Below are 23,425 nucleotides of genomic sequence, written 5' to 3' on the forward strand. Positions count from 1 at the left end.
AGCTACCTAGTTCAGCTCAACGCCGACGGCGACGGGCTCTGGCTGCAAGGGGATGCCGTAGCGGGCGAGCACGCAGGCGCTGATGTAGCGGGAGAGTTCTGCTACTTCGGCAGCACTGGCGCCGGTGCGGTTGACGATGGCGAGACTGTGTTTGGTGGAGACGGCTGCTCGAGAGCCGGGCAGCCTGAACCCTTTGCTTACTCCGGAGTGTTCGATGAGCCAGGCGGCGCTGAGTTTTACCATGCGCAGTTTGGGCGCGGGTGGGTCGGCGGGAATTTGGCCGAGAGGGACCGCGATGTCGGTCGCTGGTTCATCGTCGATGATCCATCGCGGCGCATCCGCGGGCAGGGCTCTGGCGATGTGTTCTGGCACGATCGGGTTGGTAAAGAAGGAGCCACAGCTGGCAGAGTCTGGCTCGTTGGGGTCGAGAACCATTGCTTTGGATGCACGGAGTGCGAGCACGGTGTCGCGCACCTGCTGTAGCGGAACCTCGTCTCCGATGGTGACCCCGAGTGCGGTGGCAAGTTGTGGATACTGGATGCTGCTGGCTGGCGTTGCGTTGAGGGTGAGGTGCACGGCGACGACGAGTCCAGCGCGCCCACTCTTGATGACCGAGCTGCGGTAACCGAGTTCAAGTTCGGCAGTGGTGAGGTGCACCAGTTCGCCGCTGTCGTAGTCAAGGAAGTCGATGCCGGTGAGGGAGCTAGCGACTTCTTGACCGTAGGCGCCGATGTTTTGAATGGGTGCCGCGCCCACTGAGCCGGGGATGCCGCTGAGGGCTTCGAGGCCAGACCAGCCTCGGGCGACGAGGCGCGCAACGAGGGCATCCCAGGATTCGCCAGCTTGGACGCGAATGCTGAGCGTGGTGTCTGTTTGGCCTGTGACGTGGATGCCCTTGGTGGCGATGTGGATGACGGTGCCGTCGAATCCTTCGTCACTGATGACCATGTTGGAGCCGCCGCCAATGAGGAGCCACTCGTCACCGCGTTCCCAGACGTCTCGCACGTTCTCGATGAGCTCTTCTTCGGTAGCGGGTCGCAGAAGGGTGTGCGCGGGCCCTCCAACTCGAATTGTGGTGAGGTCAGCGAGGACGGCGCTTTCAGTAGGCACCGTGGTGTCAGCGCGTGCTGTGTTGTCGGGGGAAGCGGTGTCGGTCATTGGTGGAGCTTGACCCTGACTTGTGCTTTGCCGAGCACGGTTTTGTCTGCTGCGCTGACGGTGAGGTCGATGCGGGTGATGTCATCTTCGATGGCGCCGACTGTGGCGACTACGGAAACGGTGACGCCGTCGTTGCCGTCGACGACAACGGGCCGGGTGAAGCGAACGCCGTATTCGACGAGCTCGCCTCGACCCTCTAGCCAGTCAATGACGGGTTGTACGGCAAGGCCCATGGTGAGCATTCCGTGAGCGAGCACCCCGGGAAGCCCGACGGAAGCTGCTACATCGTCGCGGTAGTGGATGGGGTTGAAGTCTCCGGATGCTCCGGCGTAGCGCACGAGGGAGAAACGCGTGATGTCGGTGTCGCGGCTGACAAGTACTTGGCCGATGGCGAGATCGCTCATTCTGTGCCTCTCATGACGAGTACGGAAGTTGCGGTCACGACGTGCTCGCCGGTGGCGTCGCTGATGGCGGTTTCGGCGGTGATCATGTCGTTGCCGCCCAATGACTTGATGTTGGTGACCGTGAGGATGGCGGTGAGTTCGTCGCCGGCAACAATGGGCCGCGTGTAGGTGAATTTTTGTTCGCCGTGCACGATGCGGGAGAAGTCGATGCCCGTGTCTGGGGCTGCGAGCAGGAGAGCGAGGCCCGCTTCTTGAATAACGACGGCAAAGGTGGGCGGTGCGACGACATCGGCGTAACCGGCTGCCCGCGCGGCTTCAGGATCGTGACTGAGGGGGCTTTGGGCGAAGACGGCGCGAGCAAATTCGCGCACTTTTTCTCGCCCGACGAGGTAGGGGCTGGTGGGCGGGAAGACCCGGCCTTGTAGTTCTTTATTCACTGGCACGGTGTCCAGCTTAGGCAATGTTGCCGGCGTGCGGGGCAGTCGAGTTCTGGGCTGTGAGTTGGAGCCGGATGCACAGCGCTCGTTAATGGGTGAAGCCCCGGTGACCGTGAGGTCTGCCGGGGCTTCAGGAATCTTTTGAGGCGTTAGCTCAGTAAGTTTTTTACTGGCAGCTGTCGCACTGCAGAAGATCCATTGGGTCGACGGGAATTGCGTATCCGCCAACTGTGTCGTTTTCGTTATCCATTCGATCCTCCTTAAAAGTCTTCTCGAAGTTTGCCGACGGTTTGTCGGAGATTTCACTATATATGGGTAATGACACCCATGTCATTACCCCAGATGTAGTGTCTCGGCGTGTCGGCCAACTTTCTTTAAAACATACTCGCAGCCACTGACATTCCCCTGAATCGCGAGCGGCAATTTCGTCGCTTTACTCGCCAGGAATCCGGCGACGCTGCGACCGAATGTGGCTGGTAGTACCAGATTCATGCATAATGGTGCGAAGCGCATTCGAACCGCCCAAATGGCGACGACGGTGCGACTCACCAAGGGCCTTCATCGACAACGACGTTGGCCGGGTTACTTCACACTCAAGGAGGAGAAATGAAGTTTGTCAAAATCGCCGCTTCGACACTGGGGCTAGCCCTGGTTCTTACCGGCTGCAGCACTGGGTTTTCCGATTCCGGCAGCGACTCAGGACTGCCATCGTATGACTGGGACTTCACCATCACCGTCAGCGACAAGTCCAGCTGGAACGCCGGCGCCGAACGCTTCGCTGAGGTCCTCGACGAAGAAAGCGACGGCCGCATCAAGGTCAACATCTTTACGAATGAACAGCTTTCAGGTGGAGACTCCGCAGCTGGCGTCGAACAGTTGATGAATGGCGACAAGGCCTTTTCTTACAACTCGACGATCATCTACTCGGGAATCGATCCCCGATTCGGAACGATCAACGCTCCCTTCCTCTACGACAGCTACGAGACTGCGGATGCCGCAATCGAAGACGGCGCACTTGACGCCTACAAGGAACTTTCTGCAGAGTTCGACGTGCAGCTGCTCGGCTTCGGCGAATCAGGCTTCCGTCAGATCACCAACAGCAAGCACGAAATTCTTGAGCCTTCCGACCTCGACGGCCTGAAGTTCCGGGTACCTGGGTCCAGCCTGTTCCTCAGCATCTTCAAAGAGCTGGGCGCTGACCCAGTTTCGATGAACTTCAGCGAAGTATTCACCTCGCTCCAAACCGGAACGATCGACGGCCAAGAGAACCCTTACGACGTCATCTACTCCAACGGCCTCACCGAGGTTCAGGACTACATGTCGGTATGGAACTACATCTACGACCCGCTCATCCTGGGCATGAACAAGGACATGTACGACGCTCTGAGCGACGACGACAAAGCACTGGTCGAAAAGGCTGCTGCTGAGGCGAACGAAGTTCAGAAGAGCGAAAACCGTGCTCGCGAATCCGAACAGCTGGCAGAAATGTCAGAAATCATGACGGTTTCGGAACTCTCCGCCGCCCAGCTGGCCGCGTTCAGCGAAGCAATGGCCCCGGTCTATGACGAGTTCACCAGCGCGTGGACTCCCGAGCTGCTTGCTGCGGTCCGTCCGGAATAGTTCCTACTTCCCATGTTCGACAAGATACTCACGGGGGCTGAGAACACGATCATTGCGGTCGCGTTCTCAGCCATCACCCTCCTCGCGTTTTTCAATGTAGTCAGTCGCTATTTACTGCATGCATCGATCGCGTACACAGCAGAACTGGTCGTCAACTTGGCCGTTCTGCTCACCCTGGTGGGAGCCGCCGCAGCAGTGCGTCTCGGCACCCACCCGGGTTTCACACTCCTCAAGGACTCGACTCACGGCATCCCGCGCAAAGTGGTCATTGTGATCATCTCGCTCGCGATGCTGGCGTTCTACCTGCTGCTGCTCTGGTTGGGATTCGACATGGCAATGAAGCAGATGGAGTCCGGCCGACTAACCTTCGCGCTCGGAGTTCCCCAGTGGATTTTCTCCATGTCGCTACCGCTCGGTGCGGCCCTCGGTGCGGTCCGGACCGTACAGGTCGTCGTGCGCGAGCTTCTCAACAAGCAGACTGAAGCGCCAATAGAACTCAAGGGAGTCTGACCCATGGTTGAACTCATACTCTTCGGCTCATTCTTGGGCCTGTTGCTTGTGGGCGTCCCTGTGGCATTTGCCATGGGAGGCTCTGCCTTCCTCACCATCATCGTTGCCGATGGAGTCAACGCGCTGTTCCCGACTGCGGGAATCATGTACGCGTCCCTCTCCTCCGAAACGCTTCTCGCGATCCCCTTCTTTATCCTCGCCGGCGTGATCATGGAAATCACGGGGATCTCAGGCAGACTCATCGAGCTCGCCGACGCGATGGTAGGACACCAAAAGGGTGGGCTCGCGCTCACCACCATCCTCGCGGCGCTCCTCTTCTCGGCGATCTCCGGATCTGGACCCGCCACGGTAGCGGCGCTCGGAGCAATTCTGATTCCTGCGCTCGCGAAGCACGGTTACAAGAAGCGCCACGCCGCAGCGCTTGTTGCCAGCGCTGGCGAAATGGGAATCGTCATCCCCCCTAGCATCGCCTTCATTGTCTTTGCTGTTGTAGCTAGCGACTACGAACGCATCTCGATCGGTCGCCTCTTCCTCGCGGGAATCGTGCCCGGAATCCTCATGGCGATTGCGTTCTACATTGTGGCCCGCCTGCTGCCCGTCGAAACCGAAATGGCTAAGACGAACGCGAAAAAACATATCGATAAAGCTCTCGGTCGCAAAGACAAGAAGCTCCTTCTGACGGCGACAGGGGCCACCACCTACACCACGGCCAATCCGACGGTGCTCATGACCGCTGATGTCGATCCCGACGATGTTCAGATCGGTCAGCGTCGAACTCGAGCATCCTGGCCGGTCATCGGTCGCGCCTTCGTGCGAGCCATTCCCGGCCTTCTCGTTCCGGTGATCATCCTCGGCGGAATCTACGGTGGCATCTTCACTCCCACCGAATCTGCAGCGGTTGCCTCCGTCTACGCACTATTGGTCGGCGTCTTTGTGACTCGCAAGCTCAACTTCAGAGGGCTGTTCAGGGTCTTCACTACCGCCGGCATCCAAGCAGGCCGCATCATGTTGATTATTTCGGCGGCAACAATTTTCGCCTACGTGATCACGAGAAACCAGATCGCCAGTCAGGTAACAGACGCGCTGCTCTCGCTCACGGACAATGTGGTGGTCATCATCCTGTTGATCAACATCATGTTGCTCATCGCGGGAATGTTCCTCGATGCAGTCTCGGCGTTCTACCTCTTCATTCCGCTGTTCGTTCCCGTGATGCTAGAGCTCGGGATGGATATCACCACCATCGGTGTCGTCATGACTATCAACTTGGCGATCGGGCTTGTTACGCCACCTGTCGGAATCGACCTCTTCGTCGCCGCCGGAATCGCGCAGGTTCCGTTCGGTGAAGCAGTGAAGGGAATTTGGCCGTTCTTGGTAGCGAGCCTCACTGTTCTGATGTTGCTGACCTTCATACCAGTGCTCAGCACTGGACTACCTGACCTTATGGGTCTGTAGCGGGAGGCCGAGCTAAATGGTCAAGGATCTAGAAGGTCGAGTCAGTCTGGTCACTGGCGCAGCTCGCGGTATCGGACGCGCGATCGCTCGAACTCTTGCAGAACGCGGCTCGCACGTAATGCTGGTTGATGTGATTGACAGCGCTGAGGCGGTCGAAGAGATTTCGGCCGCCGTCGATCCCGACATTCGAATTGCCAGTGCGATTGTGGATGTCAGAAATCGCGCGCAGGTTCGCGCGTGCGTTGCAGAGGTTGTGGAGACTTTCGGGTCGATCGACATTCTGGTGAACAACGCGGGCACCTGCGGACGCGTCGATCTCGAAACGATGGATGACGAAACCTGGGAGCGTGACATTGAAACCAATCTGCGCGGCACGTTTCTCTTCACCCAGGCCGCGATCTATCCGCACATGAAGGAGCAATCCTTCGGCCGGATCATCAACATCAGTTCGATCTCGGGGATCATGGGCGGCCCGTTCGCCAGCGGCGACGGAGCCAACCGTTCGGGCCCGGCATACGCAGCATCTAAGGGCGGAATCATCGCCTTTACGAAGTGGGTAGCTAAAGAGGTCGGAGTGTTCGGCATCACGAGCAACACTGTGGCCCCTGGTCCGATTGCTACTCCCATGACCGCGGACACTAACTATTCGCTAGACACCCATGCGATAAAGCGCATGGGCACTCCGGAAGACATCGCTACAGCGGTGGCCTTCCTTGCATCACCGAGTTCCGGCTTCGTCACAGGGGACACCCTGAAGGTCGATGGCGGAACCGCAATCGGCTGATAGAACAACTAAATAACTAAGGAAATCAGCACGACAAGTGCTGGTATTACCAAAGAGTGTCTCCCGTCCTCACCCAGGAAAAGGAGACACGAAGCCACAAGCTGACAAGGCGGCACCAATGAATGTACTGAAGCACCACGGCGAGGCCCTAAGCCCTCGCATCGTCTCCGTCCCGACTCGCTCTCGCGGAGTGCTCACCACCCTCACTCCCGGGCGAAACGTTCTCGAAGAACTAACCGAGAAGCTGCGCGAGATGGGCACCGACAGCGGGTACGTCGAGCTATCGTCCGGAAGCTACAACCCTGTTGACTACTGCGTCCCCTCCGACGGAGATTCGGAACGAGCGATGAGCTTTTCTGAACCACGCACTGTAGAGCGAGCCGAGCTGGTCTACGGCGCCGTCACCGTCGGCCTCCGGGACAACAAACCCTTTATCCACAGCCACTGCATGTGGATCGACGAGAAGCAACAACAACTCGGCGGCCACCTCTGGCCAGAGACCGTATCTGGCGATCCCGCGCCCCACGCTGCCATCTACGGAATTTACGGCGCACGGTGGACCAGCGCCGACGATCCAGAAACACGGATGCCCGTATTCACGCCATCCATCGATGAGAGGAACCCCATGCCCAACCAAACAGATGCGACCGGCTACCTCGAAACGGTTGTCGCGAGAGTCCGACCCAACGAAGAGCTGACGGCGGCAATCGAGACGATTTGCCGCGAAAACGGGTTCGCCTCAGCGGTGCTGCGCGGTGGGCTGGGCAGCCTCGTCGGCGGCACCTTCTTCGACCGCGTAAACGGAGGAGTCAGGCACGTAGACGGTCCCGGCACCGAGGTCATTTCGATCATGGGTGACGTAAAGCTCGTCAACGGGCACTACGAAACGAAAATCAGCTGCACCCTCGTGGACCGCCACGGCGTCGTGCACGCTGGCGAACTCGTGCCTGGGGAGAACGCGGTTGCCGTGACTTTCGAGCTCGTCATCCAAAAAATCTCATAACTACTCACCGCAACACTCACCTGTTTAACCACACACACAAGGAGCAATCATGGACGTAACACTCGGAAAAGACTTTCTCGGCGACGAAGACGAAGCCGACCTCGTGGAATGGCTCGTCGCCGACGGCGCGACCGTAGCGAAGGGCGACCCGATCGCTCAAGTCGAAACGTCGAAGCTCGTCAATGACTTCACGTCGCCCAGCGCGGGCGTCATCACTTTCTCGGTTGCAGTCGGCGACGTCGTCTCGGTCGACGACGTCATCGCGACTATCGAATAGGAGCGGCTCATGCCTGACTTTGATAACGAAACACAAGGAATCACCGGATTGCGCCTCATGGCAAAGATCCGCGAGTTTGAACGACGGATGCCGCTGCTCTCTGAAGAGGGACTCATCCGCGGTTCGACCCACCCGTCTGTGGGCATGGAAGCCGTAGCCGTCGGAGTCTCGCTGGCTCTCGAAACCGGAGATGCTGTCGCCAGCAACCATCGCGGTCACGCCCACACCCTCGCCAAAGGTGCCGACTTCGGTCGCACCATGGCAGAGATCCTCGGTCGCGCAGACGGGTACTGCGGCGGCAAAGGCGGTTCGATGCATATTGGCGTGAAGGAGATTGGTGTCCTTGGCACCAACGGCATCGTTGGTGCCGGAATCGGCATCGCGACAGGCTCGGCGTTGGCGGCAAAAGTCAGCGGCGACGGAAGCGTAGCGGTTGCCTACTTCGGCGATGGCGCAGCAAACCAGGGCGTACTCGCTGAGGCTTTCAACCTCGCCGCGATCTGGAACCTACCGGTGATTTTCGTACTCGAGAACAACCACTACGCCCAGTCCGCATCCATCGAAGAAATGGTGGCTCAGCCGGACTTCACCCAGCGCGGCGAGGCGTATGGCGTGAAATCGGTTGCCGTAAACGGCATGGATATGCGCGACGTTTACCTTGCCGCCCGCGAGGCCGTCGATAAAGCCCGGGCAGGTGACGGCCCCACCTTAATCGTCGCCGACACCTACCGTTACCTCGGACACATGGCAGGAGACACCGAAATCTACCGGGATGCCGACGAGGTCAAGCGCTGGCACGACAAGGATCCGATTGCCTTTCTGGCATCCGATCTCATCGATTCTGGAGCGCTCGACAACGAGCGCTGGACCACGATGCAGGCGGAGCTCACCACCGAGGTGCAGGCCGCAGAAGACTTCGCGCGAAACTCCCCGTTCCCCGACGTTTCAACAGCATTCACCGATGTGTACGACAAGGAAGAAGAGGTCTCGCGATGAGTAAAACACCCAAGAGCATGAGCACGTGGCGTGCCCTCAACGCCGCACTGCACGACATTCTCGAAGACACTCCGGAGTCATTCGTCATCGGTGAAGACATCACTACCTGGGGCACCGGGGGTGGCATCTACGGTGTTACCCGCAAGCTCGCGGATGTCTATGGCAAGAACCGGGTGATGGATACCCCGATCAGTGAAGAAGTACTGATCTCCGCGGTGACTGCAGCAGCAGCTCGAGGAACGCGTCCGATCCTCGAGATCATGTATTCCGACTTTGCCTTCCTCGGCTTTGACGGCATCATCAACCAGGCCGCGAAGTCGCGCTACATGTTCGGTGGACAGTTCGACGTTCCGCTGGTGATCCGCACGAATGGCGGTTCGGGAATCGGTAAGGCTGCTCAGCACTCGCAGTCCCTCGAGACCCTTTTCGCGCACATCCCCGGCCTTGAGGTCGTTGTGCCCGGAACGCCCGGAGACGCCTACGGGCTGCTGCGCCACGCGGTTACGACCAATAACCCGACGATCTTCCTCGAACACAAGAATCAGTACTACGACAAGGGACTTGTCGACTTTGAGCCGCTTCCCTTCGGTCAGGCTCGCATCGCACGAGTCGGTACCGACGTCACGATCGTCGCGACGCAGCAGATTCTCGCGCGGTCACTGGTTGCGGCCGAAATTCTTGAGGCCGAAGGGATTAGCGCCGAGGTCATCGACCCCCGCACGCTGTTCCCCTTCGACATGGACACCGTTTACGCATCGGTTGCTAAAACCGGGCATCTCGTCGTCGGCCACGAAGCGGTTCGAGACTACGGCTGGGGTGCAGAGTTCGTGGCAGAAGTCGTCGAGAACTCGTGGGACAAGCTCGATGCCGCACCGGTTCGACTCGGCGCTGCACGCACGCCTATCCCTTACAGCGAAGAACTCGAAGCTGCGGTTATCCCCACCGTCGAGAAGATCGTCGCTGCTGTGCGACGCACCCTCGCGTAAAGAACCAAAGAACTGGGTGGGGGGTATTCGTTCGGATGCCCCCACCTGCACGAGCAAGAAAGTCTGGATGACATGCAACGACTCAGCAATAAGGTAGCCCTCGTTTTCGGCGGAGGATCAGCAGGAGGCGAGATTAACAACGGCCTCGCGACGAGCATTGTGTACGCGCAAGCTGGCGCACACGTCGTGATCGTTGACGTTAACGAAGAAGCTGTTGAGAGCGGCATCGCTCGCCTTAAGTCTGAGTGTGCCGACGCAGGAATTCCGTTTGAGGGGACTGGCCTCGTTGGCGACGTCACCTCGGAGGAGTCCGTGTCAGCCGTTGTGGAGCAGGTCATCGCCCGCTACGGTCGCATCGACATTCTGCACAATAACGTCGGAGTCGCTCGCATGGGAGGCCCCATCGAGATGAGCCTGGAAGAGTGGGAATTCGTGATGCGGATTAACCTCACCAGCGCGTTCCTTACCTGCAAGTTCGTGCTCCCCCCACATGCTGGAACAGGGCTCCGGGGCGATCGTTAACGTCTCCTCCATCGGAGGAATGCGCTACATCGGCTACAACTACCCGAGCTACTCCGCGACCAAGGGCGGAATGATTCAATTCACAACCAACATCGCTCTTCAGTACGCACGTCAAGGAATCCGCGCCAATTGCGTCGCTCCTGGATACATCGAATCTCCCATGATGTACAAACAGATCAGCGGCAACTTCAACTCGGTCGAAGAAATGGTGGCGGCAAGAAACGAGCTCTCCCCGACGGGAAAGGATGGGCGACTGCTTCGACGTTGCGTATGCGTCACTCTTCCTCGCTTCCGACGAAGCAAAGTATGTGAACGGAGTGTGCCTGCCCGTGGATGGTGGCCTCACTCAGCAGTCCGCCGCCGCCGTCTAGTCTCGGGAACCGATCGCTTTCGGCAACCAGCTCTCTGAGGGACCGCTGGTGTCGTTGGCTCGCAGTGTCTCAAGCCAAGCGAAGTGCTCGTCGATCGCGGCACCCGCGGCATTTCGGTCTTGCCTGAGGACGGCATCCAGCACGTCCCCATGAACTTTGCGAAGCTTCTCACGGTCATGTTCTAGTGCAATGTATCTCACGGTGCCGCGCAGCACTGGAGTGCAACATTTGGGAGAAGAAAATTAGCCCGGACTGACCAGAGGCTCGAAAGAGAGCATGGTGAAAGGCATTGTCTGCCTCAAAGAGTTCACGCCCATCGTCGGAGTCGCGCATCCGTTGCACGGCATTCGCAAGATCGTCGAGAGCCTGCGCATCACGTGTATCGCACGCCGCCATGCCCGCATGGCGTTCCAGCGCATAACGCACTGAGATAAGAGAATCGATCGTCAGCTGAGACGACATCAGACTAAGAATCAGAGTGTCGCTGATGCTGTCCGGCTGAATGCCCGTGAGGAAGGTACCTTCTCGTTCACGACGCTGAAGAATGCCGAGCGAAACGAGCCGGCTAATGCGGTCGCGCAAGGCGGTTCGACTGATGCTCAGGGTCTCTGCGAGTTCACGCTCGCTAGGGATCTGCTGGCCAGGTTCCTTAGTAAGAAGCAAGGTGACGAGCTCACCGAGTGCCTTGTCCTCGAGAAGATTGGTCAGGAATCGGTGTTGTGAAAAATCTGATGGCTCAACGTCGACAGGCTGACCGCTCATAGGGCTCGTCCTCTCTGCCCAACATTGGACTTTTACTCAGCCTGGTGACACCAGCCTATCGCGATCATACGCGGATACTCATCAGGCGGTTGGGCCGCCAAGCCGCCCGTGACGCGATCCACGTCAGTCGAAAAACCCTCTCACCGTCGTCGACTCCTGGAAACGCCGTCCCGCTTCTGCCGCAGAGTTCGACGTGAGCACTGCGGGTTTAGTCCGCGCGAAATGAGTCGACTGTTCGAAAGCGAATGCCACCTGCAGAAGGTCAAAATCTTTACCGTGCGGCATCGTGAGCTGAAGTCCTATCGGGAGGCCTGATGCACTAAATCCTGCGGGAAGAGAAATGGCAGGAACGTCTGCTGCAGACATCAGCGTCACCGATCGAAGCCATCCGAGGTAGTTGTCGAACTGAACACCGTTGATCTCGGTGGGGAACCGTTGAGTGGCGTCAAAGGGCAACAGTTGCGCCACCGGGGAAGCAAACACATCGAACTGCTCATGAAATACGGCCATCGAGCGTTCCAGTCGCGTGCGAGCTAATGCGGCCGAGGTGATGTCGGCAGCGGTAAGCGCCGCTCCTAGCTCCACATTCCACTGAAGTTCCGGCTTCACGAAATCTCGATGTTCCTTGACGAAATCACTGAGCAGCATCGAAAAGTCAAACGCTCGCGTGGTGCTGAAGACCTCATCCGCATCGCTGAGGTCAGGTTCGACCTCTTCAACTATCGCGCCCAAGTCTTCGAACACCGCCATGGCGCGTTCCAGCACCGCGATGATTTCGGGCGCTACGGGAATCCCCAACCCGAAGTCTCTCGACCAGCCGATTCGCAACCCACGAATGTCCCGTTCGAGAGGCTGGGTGAACTGCTCGCGACCTTCGGTGAGGGAAAGCGGTGCTCGGGAGTCAGGCCCGGCGAGCACGGACATCGCCAGTGCAATGTCAGAAACATCCCGCGCCATCGGCCCGGTGCGGCCGAGCCACGCCCACGAGTTGCGGCCGACCATGGGGACGCGGCCGCGCGAAGGGCGGAGCCCCACAACATTGCAGAATGACGCCGGGATGCGCAACGACCCCCCAATGTCGGAACCATCGCCGAGGTTCTGGATGCGGGCCGCGAGCGCCGCGGCGCGACTCCCCCGCTACTCCCGCCCGCGCTCAGGGTGGGATCGAAAGGGTTAGTGGTGGTGCCGAAGAGGTCATTGAAGGTGTGCGCGCCCGCCGCGAACTCGGGAACATTCGACTTTCCGGTGCTGACGACTCCGGCGTGCTTGAACCGTGCAATAACAAGATCATCCTCGTCAGGAACGAAGTCCTTTAATGCGACCGAGCCCTGAGTGGTGCGCATGCCCTTGGTGTTGTTCGTGTCTTTGTGGGTCATGGGTCCGCCATGCAGCGGGGGGCAGTTCACCGCCCGCCGCGGTCAGCTCATCTGCACGTTCCGCAGCCTGAAACGCTCCCTCCCGGTCCTGCAAGATGATGGCGTTGATCGACGGGTTAATCAGGTCGATTTGATCGAAGTGCGATTGAACGGCTTCGCGCACCGAAAGCTCGCCGTCACGGATGAGTTTCGCCATTTCCCTCGCCGAAAGGTCAGGGATAGCTGAAGGCACACGTTCTGTCATGGACAAATCCTTCCACACCCCACGAAACAACTACACTCGACCGCATGGACGCCCTCGACCTCTCTGCACGCGGCGAAGGGTTCACCAAGTGGTCGTGCTTCAGCCGGCGATGGCGGCAAGGATCTTGTCGCAGAGCGCCATCGTGCGCACGTTATCCGCTGCCGACGGACTGAGTTCTTCGGTGCCCTGCAGCACGCCAACAAAGTGCTTCATCTCTCCGATGTATCCACGCAAGTAGAGATCTTTGAGGCTTCCGGACCCGGGAGAGTTTGAGACGTCGAACGTAACCGACCGCTCGGCGAGGGGGCTCGCCCGGCCCCACAGTGGTGCCTGCAACTTCACCGTTGAGCACCTGGATGCGGCTCAGGTCGGATACTCGCACGACGCCGTTGGCGCACGTGACGCTGAGTTCCTCAGTCTCGCGCGACCACGCTCGGGCCGAGACGAAGTTCAACGATCCGATGACCCCGTTCTCATGGCGCACCTGAACGATGATCGCGAGCCCGTCGCCGACGCTGTTCTTCATCGCCGAAACATCAACAACTTCGCCAAAAATGTCGCGCACCAGGTCGATGAGATGAATGACCGCTTGCGTAACGAACTCAACAGGAGTGAAGTCAGGCTTCCACGCCGCGAAACCAAACTCGCAGGCGTACGAGATGACAGGGCCCTGCTCGGTCCCCTCACCAATGAGGGCCTTGAGCTGGGTGTAGGCCGGGGCGAAACGCTTCATGAAGCCGAGCATCACGGGCACACCGGCATCCGCGGCGATCGACGCAATCTGCTGGGCCTCTACTTCCGGTTGACCCGAGCGGTTTTTCCACGAACACGGCAACACCCGCGCGAACACAGTCGGCGACTACCTCAGCCTGAAGGTGCGGCGCAAGAGACACAATGATGCCGTCGAGATCAGTGGCTTCTATTAGCGCGAGATGGTTCGGGAAGATCGGACGGATGCCGCGGGCTTCGGCCTCGGCAACGCGAGCGGGATTGCGCTCAGCAATGCCAGCCAGGGGAACGCCCGTGGCGGCGAACGCAGGATAGAGGTTCAGCGAAGAGTGCCGGCCTGCGCCCACAAATCCGATTCGGGGCTGCTCAACGGTCGACATAGTTCCTCACATCCTCTGTGCACGAGCGGCACTGCCCCATTATCTAATGGCTCAACGGCTTGCGTGGCGTTGTGCGACGGCGAGAACCGCACCGCGCGAACTTTGCGCCAGGGGGCGAATCTGGCCGCACAGCCGCATCCGCAGTACCGTTGGTCTCTAAGTGACTAACGCTGTTGACCAACATCCGACAGAGGGAGCGTCGCGTGGCTAACACCGTCGAGAATCGAACCGCAGCAATCTTGCAGCAATTGCGCACAGAAGCGGACCCTGCGGTTAGCGCCGACCTTGGGCGCCGTTACGGCATCCACACCGACAACGCGATCGGAATACCGATGGCGAGAATGAAGAAGATCGCCGCAACCCTAGCTCCTGATCACGACCTCGCGATGTCGCTCTGGGCCACCGGTTTTTATGAAGCACGCACGATTGCCGCACACACCGATGATCCAAGTCGTGTCAGCGTCGACCAGATGGATGCATGGTGTGCGAATTTCGACAACTGGGCGATCGTCGATACCGCCTGCTTTACGCTCTTCGATAAGGCGCAAGGAGCATGGTCGAGGCTTGAACCGTGGGCGAGCAGCGAACGCGAGTTCACGAAGCGCGCCAGCTTCGCACTGTTGTGGGCTCTGGCCCTGCACGACAAACGTGCGGAAGACTCCCACTTTTCGGATGCCCTTTCACTGATCGAAGCGAACGCGAGCGACCCACGGCCGCTAGTCACTAAAAGCGCAGACGATGGCGCTTCGGGCAATCGTTCAGAAACGCCCGCAGCTTCGCTCTCAAGTGGCCGCGCTCGTGCGCGAGCGGCGGGACTCAGACGACGCCTCTACCCGCCGAGTGGTGCGTCCGATCGAAAAAGTTTTGATTAGCTACCCGACACCATGATGCCAGTGACCCGCGTGGGGATTGCGGCTAGGCGCGAGCATCCGCTTCTGGAGTGATCGCAGCTTCAGGGGCAAGCCAGACAGGCTGAGGGTCAGTAGGTACGGAGAGACCGGCAAGCCGGAACGGCACCCTCTTCGATACTCAACGTGAGCGCCGGGTGGTCAATGAGTTGTCAGGCGCGACTGATTCACTACCATCATGGATGCCGCATCGCTCAGTCCCGTCGGGTACGACCCTGATTTCCTTGATGTGCCTGTGCCTCTCCCCGCGCCGACCGCGAGCGCCCCGATCCGCGAGTTGCCGTACACGCATTTCACGGTGAGCCTGGATCCGACCCGGCGGCTCGCCCGCGCGACCGGGGTCAATATCGATGGCGACCAGCTTGTTAATGTTGGTCGCGGCAATGACTGGCACAGTGATCCGCGCCTCCCCGCGCATGAACAGACCGGCGAGGCGGTGTATGCACGCAACGATCTCGATCGCGGGCACCTCGTGCGGCGTCGCGACCCCGTCTGGGGCGACGAGGCGACCGCGGCCCAAGCGAACTTTGACACTTTTGCTTTCACGAATGCTGCACCTCAAGCTGCAGGGTTCAACCAGTCGAAAGAATTGTGGCTCGGTCTCGAAGATCATGTACTGAACTACGCCCGCACGAACAGGAACCGCATCAGCGTGTTTACGGCGCCCGTGCTCGGGAAGCAATGATCCGGTCTACCGCGGCGTCGGCATCCCGCTACTCTTCTGGAAGATCGCAGCGTGGATATCCACCATCGATGGCGGTGTTGAACTCCGAGCTGCCGGGTTCGTTCTTGACCAGCGCCCGCAGCTCGCCGATGTTGACCTTGAAGAGGCTCGCGCCCTCGCACTCCTCAAGGGCGATCCCCCGCCCCTCGGCCCCTTCCGCACCTTCCAAGTTCCGATCGTTGACATTGCTGCGATCACCGGGCTCGTGCTGGGCGTTCTCGACTCAGCGGACGTGCTCGAGCCAGCTCTGGCCGCGACCACGCCGGGAAAGCTTGAGGAGCGCTGGGTCGAGTTGACCACGACAGCGAGCGTGCGCCTCTAGCCTGCTCCGAGTCGCCCTCGCAGGTCGAACTGACGCAGGCTAAGCGCGCGACGGGCGGGCTGAGATATCTGCGATCGCATCCGCGAGGTCAGGATGCTCGAACGTGAAGCCCGCCTCGGTGAGGGTGCCGGGCACAACCCAGCGGCTTTTTGAGGATGAGTTCGGGTTCGGTTCGCAGCACCCACATGGCGGGCTCGAGCATCCATCGCCAGGCCTGCAAACCGAATGGCGCACCGACCGCGCGACGGAGGATGCTCATGAGGGTGCGGTTGTCTGAGGGGTTGGGGCTCGCGACGTTGACCGGCCCGGTGATCGTGTCGGTGTCGCGCACGAAACGGATCGCGCGAACGACGTCGTGGAGGTGAACCCAGCTGAACTTTTGGCGCCCAGCGGTCTTGTGGCCTTCTGCGCGACCGGTACCCGAGGGAGTCGGGCCGATGCCGCGGTAACGGTTGTGGCCAAACCACCAGCCATCGATTTGGGGGCCGCCGAGACCGAAGCGTGCGAGGCGGAGCAACAGGTTCGTGGCCGGGCCATCACCCAGCACGATCGCCATGCGGAGGGCGACGCGGCGAGTCTGCGGCAGGTCACCCTCGAAGAATTCGTTCTCCCAATTGCGGGCAACATCCACCGAGAATCCTTTGCCGAGCTCGCCATTGTCGTCGCTGTTGGGGCGGTCGGTTGAATGGCGGTAGATGGTCGCCGTTGAGGCGTTCATCCAGAGAGCAGGCGGAGCGGATGCCGCAGCCATCGCCTCTCGCAATGCCCGAGTCGTTTCGACCCGCGAGCGCAGAATCTCGTTGCGGTTCTTGTCGTTGTAGCGGCAGTTCACTGATTTGCCCGCAAGGTTGACGACGATCGCTGAGCCGTCGATGACTCGGGCGATAGCGGGAGGGTCGCTCCACGCGACTGCGGCACTGCGTCCGATCAGTCGAACGTCGTAACCGTCCTCGCGAAATGCCTGCGCAATCGCTGGCCCGACGAATCCACTTGCCCCGGCGATAACCGCGATAGGTTTCGCTGCGCTTGGTTTCGCCGCCGGTCGTGCTGCCTCTTGTGCCTCTGCCATGACGCCCCCCATCAGACTGAAAATTTCTCACTCAGTCTATCGAGCCAAGGCGTCTACGCGTGCGCTGGCGCTGAAGCCCACACGAGCTCTCGCGCCAGATCGATGCTCACAGAGAGGGTGTCGATCGGGAGTTGCTGAGTGACGAGAGCGCCCTCGTGCAGCACCAAAAGTTGGGTGGCGAGCGCGTCAGGGGCCGAGCATCCAGCAGTCGTTGCAAGCTCGCTAAACAAATCGACTAACCACTGCTTCTGCTGGGTAGCAATCAGGTGCGCGGGATGAGCGGGGTCGGGCAGCTCGGCGAGCGCGTTGATGAAGGCGCAGCCGCGGGGGTTGTTCTGGTTCCAGATGCGTTGGGCTTCGAGCGGGGCGAGTACTGCCTCGATGGGCGACCCGGCAGCAGCGATTGTTTCGCGAACGAGCAATTGCCAGCGCTGTTCGCGCTCCTCGAGGTAGGCGACCACGAGCTGATCTTTCGATCCGAACTGGTTGTAAAGGGTGCGCTTGGTCACGCCCGAGTGCTCGGCGATGAGGTCGACGCCGACCGCCGTAATGCCGCGGCTATAGAAGAGGTCGCCAGCAGCATCAAGGATGCGGTGCCCCGCGGCCGTCATCGGTTTCGTCTCCGACATTCGACACTCCTTTACTGATCGGTGTACTGTGGAGCAGGTTCACAGATCAGTATACCCGCGAGGAGTCTCCCCCATGAACGTTCCCACCACCATGCGTGCCGTGCAGCTCACCCAGCACGGAGGGCCCGCGGTGCTTCAATTGGCTGAGGTCGCGACTCCCGTTCCTGCAGCGGGGGAAGTTCTCGTCAAAGTGAGCGCCGCCGCCCTCAACAACACTGACCTGTGGACGCGTGAGGGGCGAATATGGGCTTCCCGGACCTCGTGCCGGGTGGCGCGGTCCGCTCGACTTTCCACGCATCCAGGGAGCGGATGTTGTTGGTCACATTGCCGCTGTGGGCGATGGCGTCGACGAAAGCGTGCTCAATTCGCGCGTCGTGATCGACCCCGCTGTCTACGATGTCGACCAACCCGATGCAAACATCACCGGGCTGATGGGCAGCGAACGCGACGGTGGCTACGCCGAGTATGTGACGGCGCCAGCCAACCGCATCCACGACGTGACGGAGTCGAGCCTCAGCGACGATCAGCTCGCCGCCCTCCCCATCTCCTATGGCACGGCCCTCGGCATGATCGAACGCGGCCGACTCCAAGCGGGTGAAACCGTTCTCGTTTCGGGAGCATCCGGCGGCGTTGGTGTTGCCCTCGTGCAGTTGGCACGCGCTCGCGGTGCCCGTGTCATCGCCATTAGCAGTGGCTCCAAGATTCAGGCGGTTCTGGATGCCGGCGCTCACGTTGCCGTCGACCGCGCGGCAGACGTCGCCGAGCAAGTGCGCGCAGCTGCACCCAACGGCATCGACGTCGCCCTCGATGTCGTCGCCGGAGACCTCGTTCACGACGGACTCCCCCTGCTGCGCAAGGCCGGCCGCTGGGTCGTTGCCGGAGCCCTCGGCGGTCACACGATCGGCTTCGACGTGCGCGACCTCTACCTGCACAACCTGCAACTCATCGGCTCCACCATGCACACCCCTGAGCACTTCGAACTACTCATGGGCATGGCGCGACGCTCAGAAATTGTGCCCATCGTCGCGGCAACGTTCCCGCTTGAGCAGGCAGCCCAGGCGCAGGAGGAACTTGCTCGCCGGGCGCACGTCGGCAAGATCGTTTTGCACCCGTGAGCTGACTCGCTTATCGCTCGCGCCCACCAAGCACCGCGCTGACAACAAGGAGCAGGAGCGCGCCCAACGCGAGTGCGCCCAACGCGGCCGGCACGCCACTCGCCTGAATGAGCACGCCCGCCAGCGCGCTTCCAGCGGCACCGCCAATGTTGTGGCTTGTGTTCACCCACGTCATGGCCGAGTTCTGCTGGTGCTCCCCGCCCGAGGTGTGCGCGGCAACATAGGTCACGATCATCACCGGCGAGAAGAAGAGCCCGGCCACGATCAGCACCACGCTAACCGCAACAGCACCCGTGACGACGGCCACGAGAGAGGTGCTTGCGAGAAGCACGACCGAAAGAATGACGAGTTGTCTGGCGGGGGAACCGGGCACCTTAAGTGCCCCATACAGGAGCCCGCCGAGTGCACTCCCCCAGCGAACAGGCCGAGCGCGATGCCCGCGGCGGCCGATCCGCCATAGGAGGCCAGAGCAACCGGTACCGCGACGCTGAGCGAGCCCGCAACGCTTCCCGCGATGAGAGCCGGCAAGAGAAGACCCACGAAACGAGCATCCAGAATCAACGGCCTGAGCTTGGGGAGTTCGTCGCCCACCGCCGAAAACCGACGTTCGCGCGGCCTCATCGCCCCAACAGCGGGAGTGGCAATGAAGAGAAGGCCACCCGCGAGCACCAATACTGCGGGAATGATGAGCGCGACCCCTGGAGCGATGAAAGCCAACGCCACTCCAGAAATCGCCGGGCCAACGAGGTAGAGCAGCTCTTCCACGACTGCGTCGAAACTTAGACCCTTCTTGAGCAGCTCGGGATTCGGGGTCAACGATCCCCACGCCACCCGCATCGTCGGGCCCACCGGCGGGGCGACGGCTCCAGCTATCGTTGCAAGAATCACCAGTTGAACCCCGGGCCCGCTAAGCAACGATGTGGTTGCTAGCACCCCGAGCGTGGCGCTGAACAGCACCACCAAAATCGCGAGCACACGGCGAGCACCGTAACGATCGATGAGCGACGCCCGCACCGGTGCCAGTACACTCGCGGCCGCCCCGTAGAGAGCAAGAGCTGCACCGGCTAGCGCAACAGAATCGGTCGCCTCCACCACCGCATAAAACAGCGGGAAGCAAGACCAGCGCGTACGCCGCACGACCGATCAGGGCCGTGCCAAAAGTCAGCGGCACACGGGGCAGCGAAAGTGCGTCGCGGTAGCGAGTAGTCACAGCCCGGGGCATCCGTTCACTGACTCGACGCTTCAACAGGCGGCGTGCCATTCGTCCGCAAACTCTTCGACCGTCTTCTGCTCGAGGTCGCGCCGCACTACGCGGAGAAGCTGATCCGCCTCTTCGACGGAATCGACGGACGTGCGGATGACCTCTTCGCCGGTCGTGCGGCGCACCACAACAAGATCGGCACCGGGCCCTCTCGGGGTGGTATCTCCCATCAGGAGGCTCCCTACAAGCTCGATCGCAAACCGGGCAGCATGACGAACCGGGTGGTCACGGCGCTTCTCGATAAGAGCTTCAAGGTGTTCGGCCGCACGATCCTGCTCAGACACGCTGCACTCCTTCTTTCACATGCGGAATCCACTAAACTGAGTCTATATCAGTTCACTCATGATCTTGCGCCTCCTCAGAGCTGCAGCCCAAACAACTCCACCTCGCTTAGGCTGATTCCAGCGGTCTGAGCGACCGGATGCTGGCAAGAGGATTCCGACAATGACAACCACCCCCCGAGTACGTTCCCACCGTTGTTTTGTCGAAAGCGTCGGCAGGTGGCGCTCATGAGAAGCCCGAGCTCACGGCGCTCATTCATGGGCTCGAAGCATCCATGAAATCAGCCATCGAAGCTACCGGTGCCCGCGTCATTAGTGTTGACGGTTTTACCGCCGCTGACGTGGATGCTGCGCTCAGCCAGGCAGACGGCGTTGTGCTGCTCGGCGGTGGTGATGTTGACCCCGACGAGTATGGGGCAACAGAGCGGCATCCGAAGCTCTACAACATCGACCGCACCACCGACGGCGTCGACATCGAACTCGTGAACCAGGCCACCGAGCGTCGCCTGCCGATCCTCGCCATTTGCCGAGGGATGCACATCGTGAACGTCGCGCGCGGAGGCACGCTCATTCAACACCTCGAACCCAGCGCTGTCGTGCACAGTGGCAAAGGCGTCGATGCGATGGTCGACCACGACGTCACGCTCGCGCCCGCATCGCAGCTTTCCGAACTCTATGGCGACGGCACAATGACGATCCGTTCCGGCCATCACCAAGCGGTGGATGTCGTGGGCGCCGGACTCACCGCCACCGGCCGTGCTGCTGACGGCGTGGTCGAAGCAGTGGAAAGCACCGACCCGACCTCTCCCCTTATTGCCGTGCAGTGGCATCCCGAAGACGACAAATCGAGCGAACGCGACCGCGAACTGCTCTTCGGCTGGCTCACCACACAGGCGCGAGAGTTTCACGAACGTCAAGCCGAACTCGCGGGTTGACTTGAGTGCGGCCAACGCGCAACGTCCGCATGAATCTAGTTACCTGAACAACTGAAGCATCCTTGCGATTGGATGCCCGGGCTGCAACTCTGAACGCATGCGGATATCGATCGTCGTCGTCCTTGCCGTCGGCGCAGCACTCACCCTTGCGGGGTGCGTGGCCTCGACGGAGCTGCAGGCAGACGCCGTTGTTGAGGATGCGGAAATACCGGAGTGGCTACACGACAGTCTCGATGTCCCGTCATCCGAACTTGTGTTCCTCGGCGAGGAAGACGAAATGACCGTCTACGCGAGCCTGGACAAAGACGGCAACCAGTGCGTCATTGCTATTCTTGCGCCGTCGTCAACCAGCAATGGTGATGACGGAGCCACCTCGACTAGCTGCACTTCTCCGCTTGATTTTGCGAGCGACGGCGCACGAGTAACCGTTGGCGGTGGCGGTCACAGCGGCAGCGCCCACTTTCTCCCACCCGGTTACAGCGAGCCCCTCGAACCCGGCTGGGTGCGCGTCAACCCTCAACTCGCTGTCAAGAGGTAATAAGCAGTCGTTCTAGAGACAATCGCACGGCGCGAGAGTAATCTCACCTCAAGGAGGCTTGACCATGACGAAAGAGAGTTTCAGCGCCGAAGAACGTGCGGCCATGAAGGAGCGCGCTCGAGAAGCGAAACGCGAAGCATCCGCAGCCGAAGATTTGGCAGATGTGCTCAGCAAGATCGCCGAGATGCCCGATGACGATCGCGCGCTGGCCGAACATGTGCACACCACTGTGCTCGCCGCCGCCCCCAACCTCACACCGAAGACCTGGTACGGGATGCCCGCCTATGCCAAAGACGGCAAAATCGTGTGCTTCTTTCAGGCCGCCCTCAAATTCAAGTCACGCTATGCGACCCTCGGTTTCAGCGACGAAGCGGCCCTCGATAACGGCCCGATGTGGCCTGCCGCCTACGCTCTAGTGAAGTGGACGGATGACGTCGAAGCCCAGATAAGCAAGCTCGTCACACAAGCGGTCGGCTAACACTCTCGCTAGCCGACCACCGTTAGCGGGCGACTAGCCCGCGACTGCTAATGGGAGACTGCTAGCGAGCCATCGCAGCGCGAACACCGTCGTTGACGATCTCGCCGGCGAAGACATTCAGGCCGCGAGCAAGCGCCGGTGATGCGGCAGCGGCGGCATCCCAGCCGAGGTTCGCGATAGCAACGACGAACGGCAACGTTGCGTTGCTCAATGCGCGCGTCGAGGTGCGAGGTACAGCGCCGGGCATGTTCGCGACGCAGTAGTAGAGCGAGTTGTGCACGGCGAAGGTGGGGTCGTCGTAGGTGGTGGCGTGGGAGCCTTCGAAGCATCCGCCCTGATCGATGGCGATGTCGACGAGCACCGACCCGGGCTTCATCGACGCAACCATTTCGTCGGTCACGAGCTTGGGAGCCGCAGCACCGGGGATCAGTACCGAACCGATGACGAGGTCGGCTTCGAGAAGCTGTTCGGCGATTTCGTAACGCGTCGAAACGCGAGTCTGGATTTCACCGTTGAAACGCACCTCAAGGGCGCGAAGACGCGGCAGCGAGATATCAATGATGGTGACGTCAGCACCCAAACCGAGAGCGTTAGCGGCAGCATGCTCACCAGCAACGCCGCCGCCGATGACGACAACCTTGGCCTTGGGGGTTCCGGCGACTCCACCGAGAAGTTGCCCGCCGCCACCCTCAGCCTTGAGCAGAGCGTGGGCACCGGCAATGATTGAGAGGCGGCCAGCGACCTCACTCATCGGGGCAAGAAGGGGAAGCGAACGGTCGTCGCCCTGAACGGTTTCGTACGCGACCGCTGTGGTGCCGGGAAGCAACAAGGGCTTCGGTCAGCGCGCGGTCTGCAGCGAGGTGCAGGTAGGTGAAGAGAGTTAGGTCTTTGCGAAAGTAGCCGTACTCCGAAGCGATCGGCTCTTTGACCTTCACGACGAGGTCGGCGGATGCCCATACTTCGTCAGCCGCGACGACGATGCGTGCGCCTGCCGCCGCGTAATCCTCGTCAGTGAACCCACTGCCGAGACCGGCTCCGGACTGCAGAGTGACGGTGTGCCCTCCTGCGACCAAGGTGTCGACGCCCGCAGGAGTGATCGCAACACGATTCTCGTTGTTCTTGATTTCAGTGGGCACAGAAATTTGCATCGACTT

Annotated in this window: 29 protein-coding genes and 4 pseudogenes; 17 read left to right on the top strand and 16 right to left on the bottom strand. The window is 60.6% G+C overall.

All coding sequences use genetic code 11. From position 1 onward, the window contains the following. Positions 1 to 6: 6 nt before the first annotated feature. Genes FFT87_RS00330 through FFT87_RS00340 form a run of 3 tightly spaced genes read right to left on the bottom strand, consistent with a single transcriptional unit; the run spans position 7 to position 2,005 of the window. A complete protein-coding gene (locus FFT87_RS00330; protein WP_219949426.1) occupies positions 7 to 1,158 on the bottom strand; it encodes a UDP-N-acetylmuramate dehydrogenase in 1,152 nt (383 codons plus the stop codon). Next, positions 1,155 to 1,562, bottom strand: coding sequence for a MaoC/PaaZ C-terminal domain-containing protein (locus FFT87_RS00335; RefSeq protein WP_219949427.1), 408 nt, complete (start codon positions 1,560 to 1,562; stop codon positions 1,155 to 1,157). The genes FFT87_RS00330 and FFT87_RS00335 overlap by 4 nt, the downstream gene beginning before the upstream one ends. Continuing rightward, positions 1,559 to 2,005 (bottom strand): MaoC family dehydratase N-terminal domain-containing protein, encoded by a 447-nt coding sequence (locus tag FFT87_RS00340; RefSeq protein ID WP_219949428.1) that lies wholly within the window; start codon positions 2,003 to 2,005, stop codon positions 1,559 to 1,561. Before FFT87_RS00340 ends, FFT87_RS00335 begins: the two co-directional genes overlap by 4 nt. Positions 2,006 to 2,605: 600 nt before the next feature. Here FFT87_RS00340 and FFT87_RS00345 point away from each other — a divergent pair. The 11 genes and pseudogenes from FFT87_RS00345 (at position 2,606) to FFT87_RS14485 (ending at position 10,520) form a co-directional block, all read left to right on the top strand. After that, positions 2,606 to 3,619 carry a DctP family TRAP transporter solute-binding subunit gene (locus FFT87_RS00345; RefSeq protein ID WP_219949429.1) on the top strand — a complete coding sequence of 338 codons (1,014 nt, stop codon included), beginning with the start codon at positions 2,606 to 2,608 and terminating at the stop codon, positions 3,617 to 3,619. Positions 3,620 to 3,631: 12 nt separating this feature from the next. Then, a complete protein-coding gene (locus tag FFT87_RS00350; RefSeq protein WP_219949430.1) occupies positions 3,632 to 4,129 on the top strand; it encodes a TRAP transporter small permease in 498 nt (165 codons plus the stop codon). Between the two features lie 3 nt (positions 4,130 to 4,132). Beyond that, a complete protein-coding gene (locus FFT87_RS00355) occupies positions 4,133 to 5,581 on the top strand; it encodes a TRAP transporter large permease (RefSeq protein WP_219949431.1) in 1,449 nt (482 codons plus the stop codon). A gap of 16 nt (positions 5,582 to 5,597) precedes the next feature. Then, positions 5,598 to 6,365 (top strand): SDR family NAD(P)-dependent oxidoreductase, encoded by a 768-nt coding sequence (locus FFT87_RS00360; RefSeq protein ID WP_219949432.1) that lies wholly within the window; start codon positions 5,598 to 5,600, stop codon positions 6,363 to 6,365. 118 nt (positions 6,366 to 6,483) lie between these two features. Beyond that, positions 6,484 to 7,368, top strand: a complete 885-nt coding sequence (locus FFT87_RS00365) for a PPC domain-containing DNA-binding protein (protein WP_219949433.1) — start codon at positions 6,484 to 6,486, stop codon at positions 7,366 to 7,368. A gap of 49 nt (positions 7,369 to 7,417) precedes the next feature. Then, positions 7,418 to 7,645 (top strand): lipoyl domain-containing protein, encoded by a 228-nt coding sequence (locus FFT87_RS00370; RefSeq protein ID WP_219949434.1) that lies wholly within the window; start codon positions 7,418 to 7,420, stop codon positions 7,643 to 7,645. Between the two features lie 9 nt (positions 7,646 to 7,654). Beyond that, positions 7,655 to 8,641, top strand: a complete 987-nt coding sequence (locus FFT87_RS00375; protein ID WP_219949435.1) for a thiamine pyrophosphate-dependent dehydrogenase E1 component subunit alpha — start codon at positions 7,655 to 7,657, stop codon at positions 8,639 to 8,641. Continuing rightward, positions 8,638 to 9,627 (top strand): alpha-ketoacid dehydrogenase subunit beta, encoded by a 990-nt coding sequence (locus FFT87_RS00380; RefSeq protein WP_219949436.1) that lies wholly within the window; start codon positions 8,638 to 8,640, stop codon positions 9,625 to 9,627. The genes FFT87_RS00375 and FFT87_RS00380 overlap by 4 nt, the downstream gene beginning before the upstream one ends. Positions 9,628 to 9,699: 72 nt before the next feature. After that, positions 9,700 to 10,149 (top strand): SDR family NAD(P)-dependent oxidoreductase, encoded by a 450-nt coding sequence (locus FFT87_RS00385; protein WP_219949437.1) that lies wholly within the window; start codon positions 9,700 to 9,702, stop codon positions 10,147 to 10,149. After that, positions 10,118 to 10,291: pseudogene (locus FFT87_RS14715) on the top strand (SDR family NAD(P)-dependent oxidoreductase); the annotation flags it as partial. The gene FFT87_RS00385 and the pseudogene FFT87_RS14715, both read left to right, overlap by 32 nt. A 103-nt stretch (positions 10,292 to 10,394) precedes the next feature. After that, a complete protein-coding gene (locus FFT87_RS14485; protein ID WP_255559980.1) occupies positions 10,395 to 10,520 on the top strand; it encodes an SDR family oxidoreductase in 126 nt (41 codons plus the stop codon). Between the two features lie 174 nt (positions 10,521 to 10,694). On the opposite strand, the gene FFT87_RS00395 is transcribed toward FFT87_RS14485, so the two are convergent. The 6 genes and pseudogenes from FFT87_RS00395 to FFT87_RS00410 all read right to left on the bottom strand — a co-directional run bounded on the left by FFT87_RS00395 (position 10,695) and on the right by FFT87_RS00410 (position 14,011). Further along, a complete protein-coding gene (locus FFT87_RS00395) occupies positions 10,695 to 11,282 on the bottom strand; it encodes a FadR/GntR family transcriptional regulator (protein WP_219949439.1) in 588 nt (195 codons plus the stop codon). Between the two features lie 123 nt (positions 11,283 to 11,405). Next, entirely contained in the window at positions 11,406 to 12,347 is a 942-nt protein-coding gene (locus FFT87_RS14720) for an amidase (RefSeq protein WP_370628559.1), read from the bottom strand. Positions 12,348 to 12,466: 119 nt separating this feature from the next. After that, a pseudogene (locus FFT87_RS14725) lies at positions 12,467 to 12,658 on the bottom strand (amidase family protein); the annotation flags it as partial. Further along, complete coding sequence (locus FFT87_RS14730) at positions 12,579 to 12,902, bottom strand: hypothetical protein (RefSeq protein WP_370628560.1); 324 nt, start codon at positions 12,900 to 12,902, stop codon at positions 12,579 to 12,581. The pseudogene FFT87_RS14725 and the gene FFT87_RS14730, both read right to left, overlap by 80 nt. A 151-nt stretch (positions 12,903 to 13,053) precedes the next feature. Continuing rightward, entirely contained in the window at positions 13,054 to 13,635 is a 582-nt protein-coding gene (locus FFT87_RS00405; RefSeq protein ID WP_219949440.1) for a hypothetical protein, read from the bottom strand. Beyond that, positions 13,586 to 14,011, bottom strand: a complete 426-nt coding sequence (locus FFT87_RS00410; RefSeq protein WP_219949441.1) for a Gfo/Idh/MocA family oxidoreductase — start codon at positions 14,009 to 14,011, stop codon at positions 13,586 to 13,588. Before FFT87_RS00410 ends, FFT87_RS00405 begins: the two co-directional genes overlap by 50 nt. 203 nt (positions 14,012 to 14,214) lie before the next feature. On the opposite strand from FFT87_RS00410, the gene FFT87_RS00415 reads away from it, so the two are divergent. After that, positions 14,215 to 14,883 (top strand): DNA alkylation repair protein, encoded by a 669-nt coding sequence (locus tag FFT87_RS00415; protein WP_219949442.1) that lies wholly within the window; start codon positions 14,215 to 14,217, stop codon positions 14,881 to 14,883. A 214-nt stretch (positions 14,884 to 15,097) separates the two neighbouring features. Further along, the gene (locus FFT87_RS14735; protein WP_370628561.1) at positions 15,098 to 15,604 is read left to right on the top strand and encodes a DNA/RNA non-specific endonuclease; all 507 of its coding nucleotides are present in this window, start codon (positions 15,098 to 15,100) and stop codon (positions 15,602 to 15,604) included. 28 nt (positions 15,605 to 15,632) lie between these two features. Here the strand turns inward: FFT87_RS14735 and FFT87_RS14740 are convergent, their stop codons facing one another. The 3 genes and pseudogenes from FFT87_RS14740 to FFT87_RS00430 all read right to left on the bottom strand — a co-directional run bounded on the left by FFT87_RS14740 (position 15,633) and on the right by FFT87_RS00430 (position 17,663). Then, positions 15,633 to 15,812, bottom strand: coding sequence for a hypothetical protein (locus FFT87_RS14740; protein ID WP_370628562.1), 180 nt, complete (start codon positions 15,810 to 15,812; stop codon positions 15,633 to 15,635). Between the two features lie 192 nt (positions 15,813 to 16,004). After that, positions 16,005 to 17,034: pseudogene (locus tag FFT87_RS00425) on the bottom strand (epimerase). Between the two features lie 53 nt (positions 17,035 to 17,087). Then, on the bottom strand, positions 17,088 to 17,663 hold the full coding sequence (locus tag FFT87_RS00430; RefSeq protein WP_219949443.1) for a TetR/AcrR family transcriptional regulator: 576 nt from the start codon (positions 17,661 to 17,663) through the stop codon (positions 17,088 to 17,090). Between the two features lie 230 nt (positions 17,664 to 17,893). On the opposite strand from FFT87_RS00430, the gene FFT87_RS00435 reads away from it, so the two are divergent. After that, positions 17,894 to 18,778, top strand: a complete 885-nt coding sequence (locus FFT87_RS00435) for a zinc-binding dehydrogenase (protein WP_219949444.1) — start codon at positions 17,894 to 17,896, stop codon at positions 18,776 to 18,778. A 10-nt stretch (positions 18,779 to 18,788) separates the two neighbouring features. On the opposite strand, the gene FFT87_RS00440 is transcribed toward FFT87_RS00435, so the two are convergent. The 3 genes from FFT87_RS00440 to FFT87_RS00450 form a co-directional block, all read right to left on the bottom strand. Further along, positions 18,789 to 19,085, bottom strand: a complete 297-nt coding sequence (locus FFT87_RS00440) for a DNA translocase FtsK 4TM domain-containing protein (RefSeq protein WP_219949445.1) — start codon at positions 19,083 to 19,085, stop codon at positions 18,789 to 18,791. Continuing rightward, positions 19,043 to 19,870 carry an MFS transporter gene (locus FFT87_RS00445; protein ID WP_219949446.1) on the bottom strand — a complete coding sequence of 276 codons (828 nt, stop codon included), beginning with the start codon at positions 19,868 to 19,870 and terminating at the stop codon, positions 19,043 to 19,045. Before FFT87_RS00445 ends, FFT87_RS00440 begins: the two co-directional genes overlap by 43 nt. 150 nt (positions 19,871 to 20,020) lie before the next feature. Beyond that, positions 20,021 to 20,323, bottom strand: a complete 303-nt coding sequence (locus FFT87_RS00450; protein ID WP_219949447.1) for a hypothetical protein — start codon at positions 20,321 to 20,323, stop codon at positions 20,021 to 20,023. Positions 20,324 to 20,595: 272 nt separating this feature from the next. Between FFT87_RS00450 and FFT87_RS00455 the strand changes: the two genes are divergently transcribed. The 3 genes from FFT87_RS00455 (at position 20,596) to FFT87_RS00465 (ending at position 22,271) form a co-directional block, all read left to right on the top strand. Then, positions 20,596 to 21,255, top strand: coding sequence for a gamma-glutamyl-gamma-aminobutyrate hydrolase family protein (locus tag FFT87_RS00455; RefSeq protein ID WP_255559982.1), 660 nt, complete (start codon positions 20,596 to 20,598; stop codon positions 21,253 to 21,255). A gap of 97 nt (positions 21,256 to 21,352) precedes the next feature. After that, positions 21,353 to 21,793, top strand: a complete 441-nt coding sequence (locus FFT87_RS00460) for a hypothetical protein (protein WP_219949449.1) — start codon at positions 21,353 to 21,355, stop codon at positions 21,791 to 21,793. A 64-nt stretch (positions 21,794 to 21,857) separates the two neighbouring features. Next, the gene (locus tag FFT87_RS00465) at positions 21,858 to 22,271 is read left to right on the top strand and encodes an iron chaperone (RefSeq protein ID WP_219949450.1); all 414 of its coding nucleotides are present in this window, start codon (positions 21,858 to 21,860) and stop codon (positions 22,269 to 22,271) included. 61 nt (positions 22,272 to 22,332) lie between these two features. On the opposite strand, the pseudogene ald reads toward FFT87_RS00465, so the two are convergent. After that, a pseudogene (gene ald / locus FFT87_RS00470) lies at positions 22,333 to 23,419 on the bottom strand (alanine dehydrogenase). Positions 23,420 to 23,425: the final 6 nt, after the last annotated feature.

It is taken from the genome of Salinibacterium sp. M195 (genome assembly GCF_019443965.1).
Classification (GTDB): Bacteria; Actinomycetota; Actinomycetes; order Actinomycetales; family Microbacteriaceae; genus Rhodoglobus.

What these genes read in the sequence shown, in the direction of transcription:
- FFT87_RS00330 (WP_219949426.1), bottom strand. Translation starts at nt 1,158, where the DNA reads ATGACCGACACCGCTTCCCCCGACAACACAGCACGCGCTGACACCACG.
- FFT87_RS00335 (WP_219949427.1), bottom strand. Translation starts at nt 1,562, where the DNA reads ATGAGCGATCTCGCCATCGGCCAAGTACTTGTCAGCCGCGACACCGAC.
- FFT87_RS00345 (WP_219949429.1), top strand. Translation starts at nt 2,606, where the DNA reads ATGAAGTTTGTCAAAATCGCCGCTTCGACACTGGGGCTAGCCCTGGTT.
- FFT87_RS00350 (WP_219949430.1), top strand. Translation starts at nt 3,632, where the DNA reads ATGTTCGACAAGATACTCACGGGGGCTGAGAACACGATCATTGCGGTC.
- FFT87_RS00355 (WP_219949431.1), top strand. Translation starts at nt 4,133, where the DNA reads ATGGTTGAACTCATACTCTTCGGCTCATTCTTGGGCCTGTTGCTTGTG.
- FFT87_RS00360 (WP_219949432.1), top strand. Translation starts at nt 5,598, where the DNA reads ATGGTCAAGGATCTAGAAGGTCGAGTCAGTCTGGTCACTGGCGCAGCT.
- FFT87_RS00365 (WP_219949433.1), top strand. Translation starts at nt 6,484, where the DNA reads ATGAATGTACTGAAGCACCACGGCGAGGCCCTAAGCCCTCGCATCGTC.
- FFT87_RS00370 (WP_219949434.1), top strand. Translation starts at nt 7,418, where the DNA reads ATGGACGTAACACTCGGAAAAGACTTTCTCGGCGACGAAGACGAAGCC.
- FFT87_RS00375 (WP_219949435.1), top strand. Translation starts at nt 7,655, where the DNA reads ATGCCTGACTTTGATAACGAAACACAAGGAATCACCGGATTGCGCCTC.
- FFT87_RS00380 (WP_219949436.1), top strand. Translation starts at nt 8,638, where the DNA reads ATGAGTAAAACACCCAAGAGCATGAGCACGTGGCGTGCCCTCAACGCC.
- FFT87_RS00385 (WP_219949437.1), top strand. Translation starts at nt 9,700, where the DNA reads ATGCAACGACTCAGCAATAAGGTAGCCCTCGTTTTCGGCGGAGGATCA.
- FFT87_RS14485 (WP_255559980.1), top strand. Translation starts at nt 10,395, where the DNA reads ATGGGCGACTGCTTCGACGTTGCGTATGCGTCACTCTTCCTCGCTTCC.
- FFT87_RS00395 (WP_219949439.1), bottom strand. Translation starts at nt 11,282, where the DNA reads ATGAGCGGTCAGCCTGTCGACGTTGAGCCATCAGATTTTTCACAACAC.
- FFT87_RS14730 (WP_370628560.1), bottom strand. Translation starts at nt 12,902, where the DNA reads ATGACAGAACGTGTGCCTTCAGCTATCCCTGACCTTTCGGCGAGGGAA.
- FFT87_RS00405 (WP_219949440.1), bottom strand. Translation starts at nt 13,635, where the DNA reads ATGAAGCGTTTCGCCCCGGCCTACACCCAGCTCAAGGCCCTCATTGGT.
- FFT87_RS00410 (WP_219949441.1), bottom strand. Translation starts at nt 14,011, where the DNA reads ATGTCGACCGTTGAGCAGCCCCGAATCGGATTTGTGGGCGCAGGCCGG.
- FFT87_RS14735 (WP_370628561.1), top strand. Translation starts at nt 15,098, where the DNA reads ATGGATGCCGCATCGCTCAGTCCCGTCGGGTACGACCCTGATTTCCTT.
- FFT87_RS00430 (WP_219949443.1), bottom strand. Translation starts at nt 17,663, where the DNA reads ATGTCGGAGACGAAACCGATGACGGCCGCGGGGCACCGCATCCTTGAT.
- FFT87_RS00455 (WP_255559982.1), top strand. Translation starts at nt 20,596, where the DNA reads ATGAAATCAGCCATCGAAGCTACCGGTGCCCGCGTCATTAGTGTTGAC.
- FFT87_RS00460 (WP_219949449.1), top strand. Translation starts at nt 21,353, where the DNA reads ATGCGGATATCGATCGTCGTCGTCCTTGCCGTCGGCGCAGCACTCACC.
- FFT87_RS00465 (WP_219949450.1), top strand. Translation starts at nt 21,858, where the DNA reads ATGACGAAAGAGAGTTTCAGCGCCGAAGAACGTGCGGCCATGAAGGAG.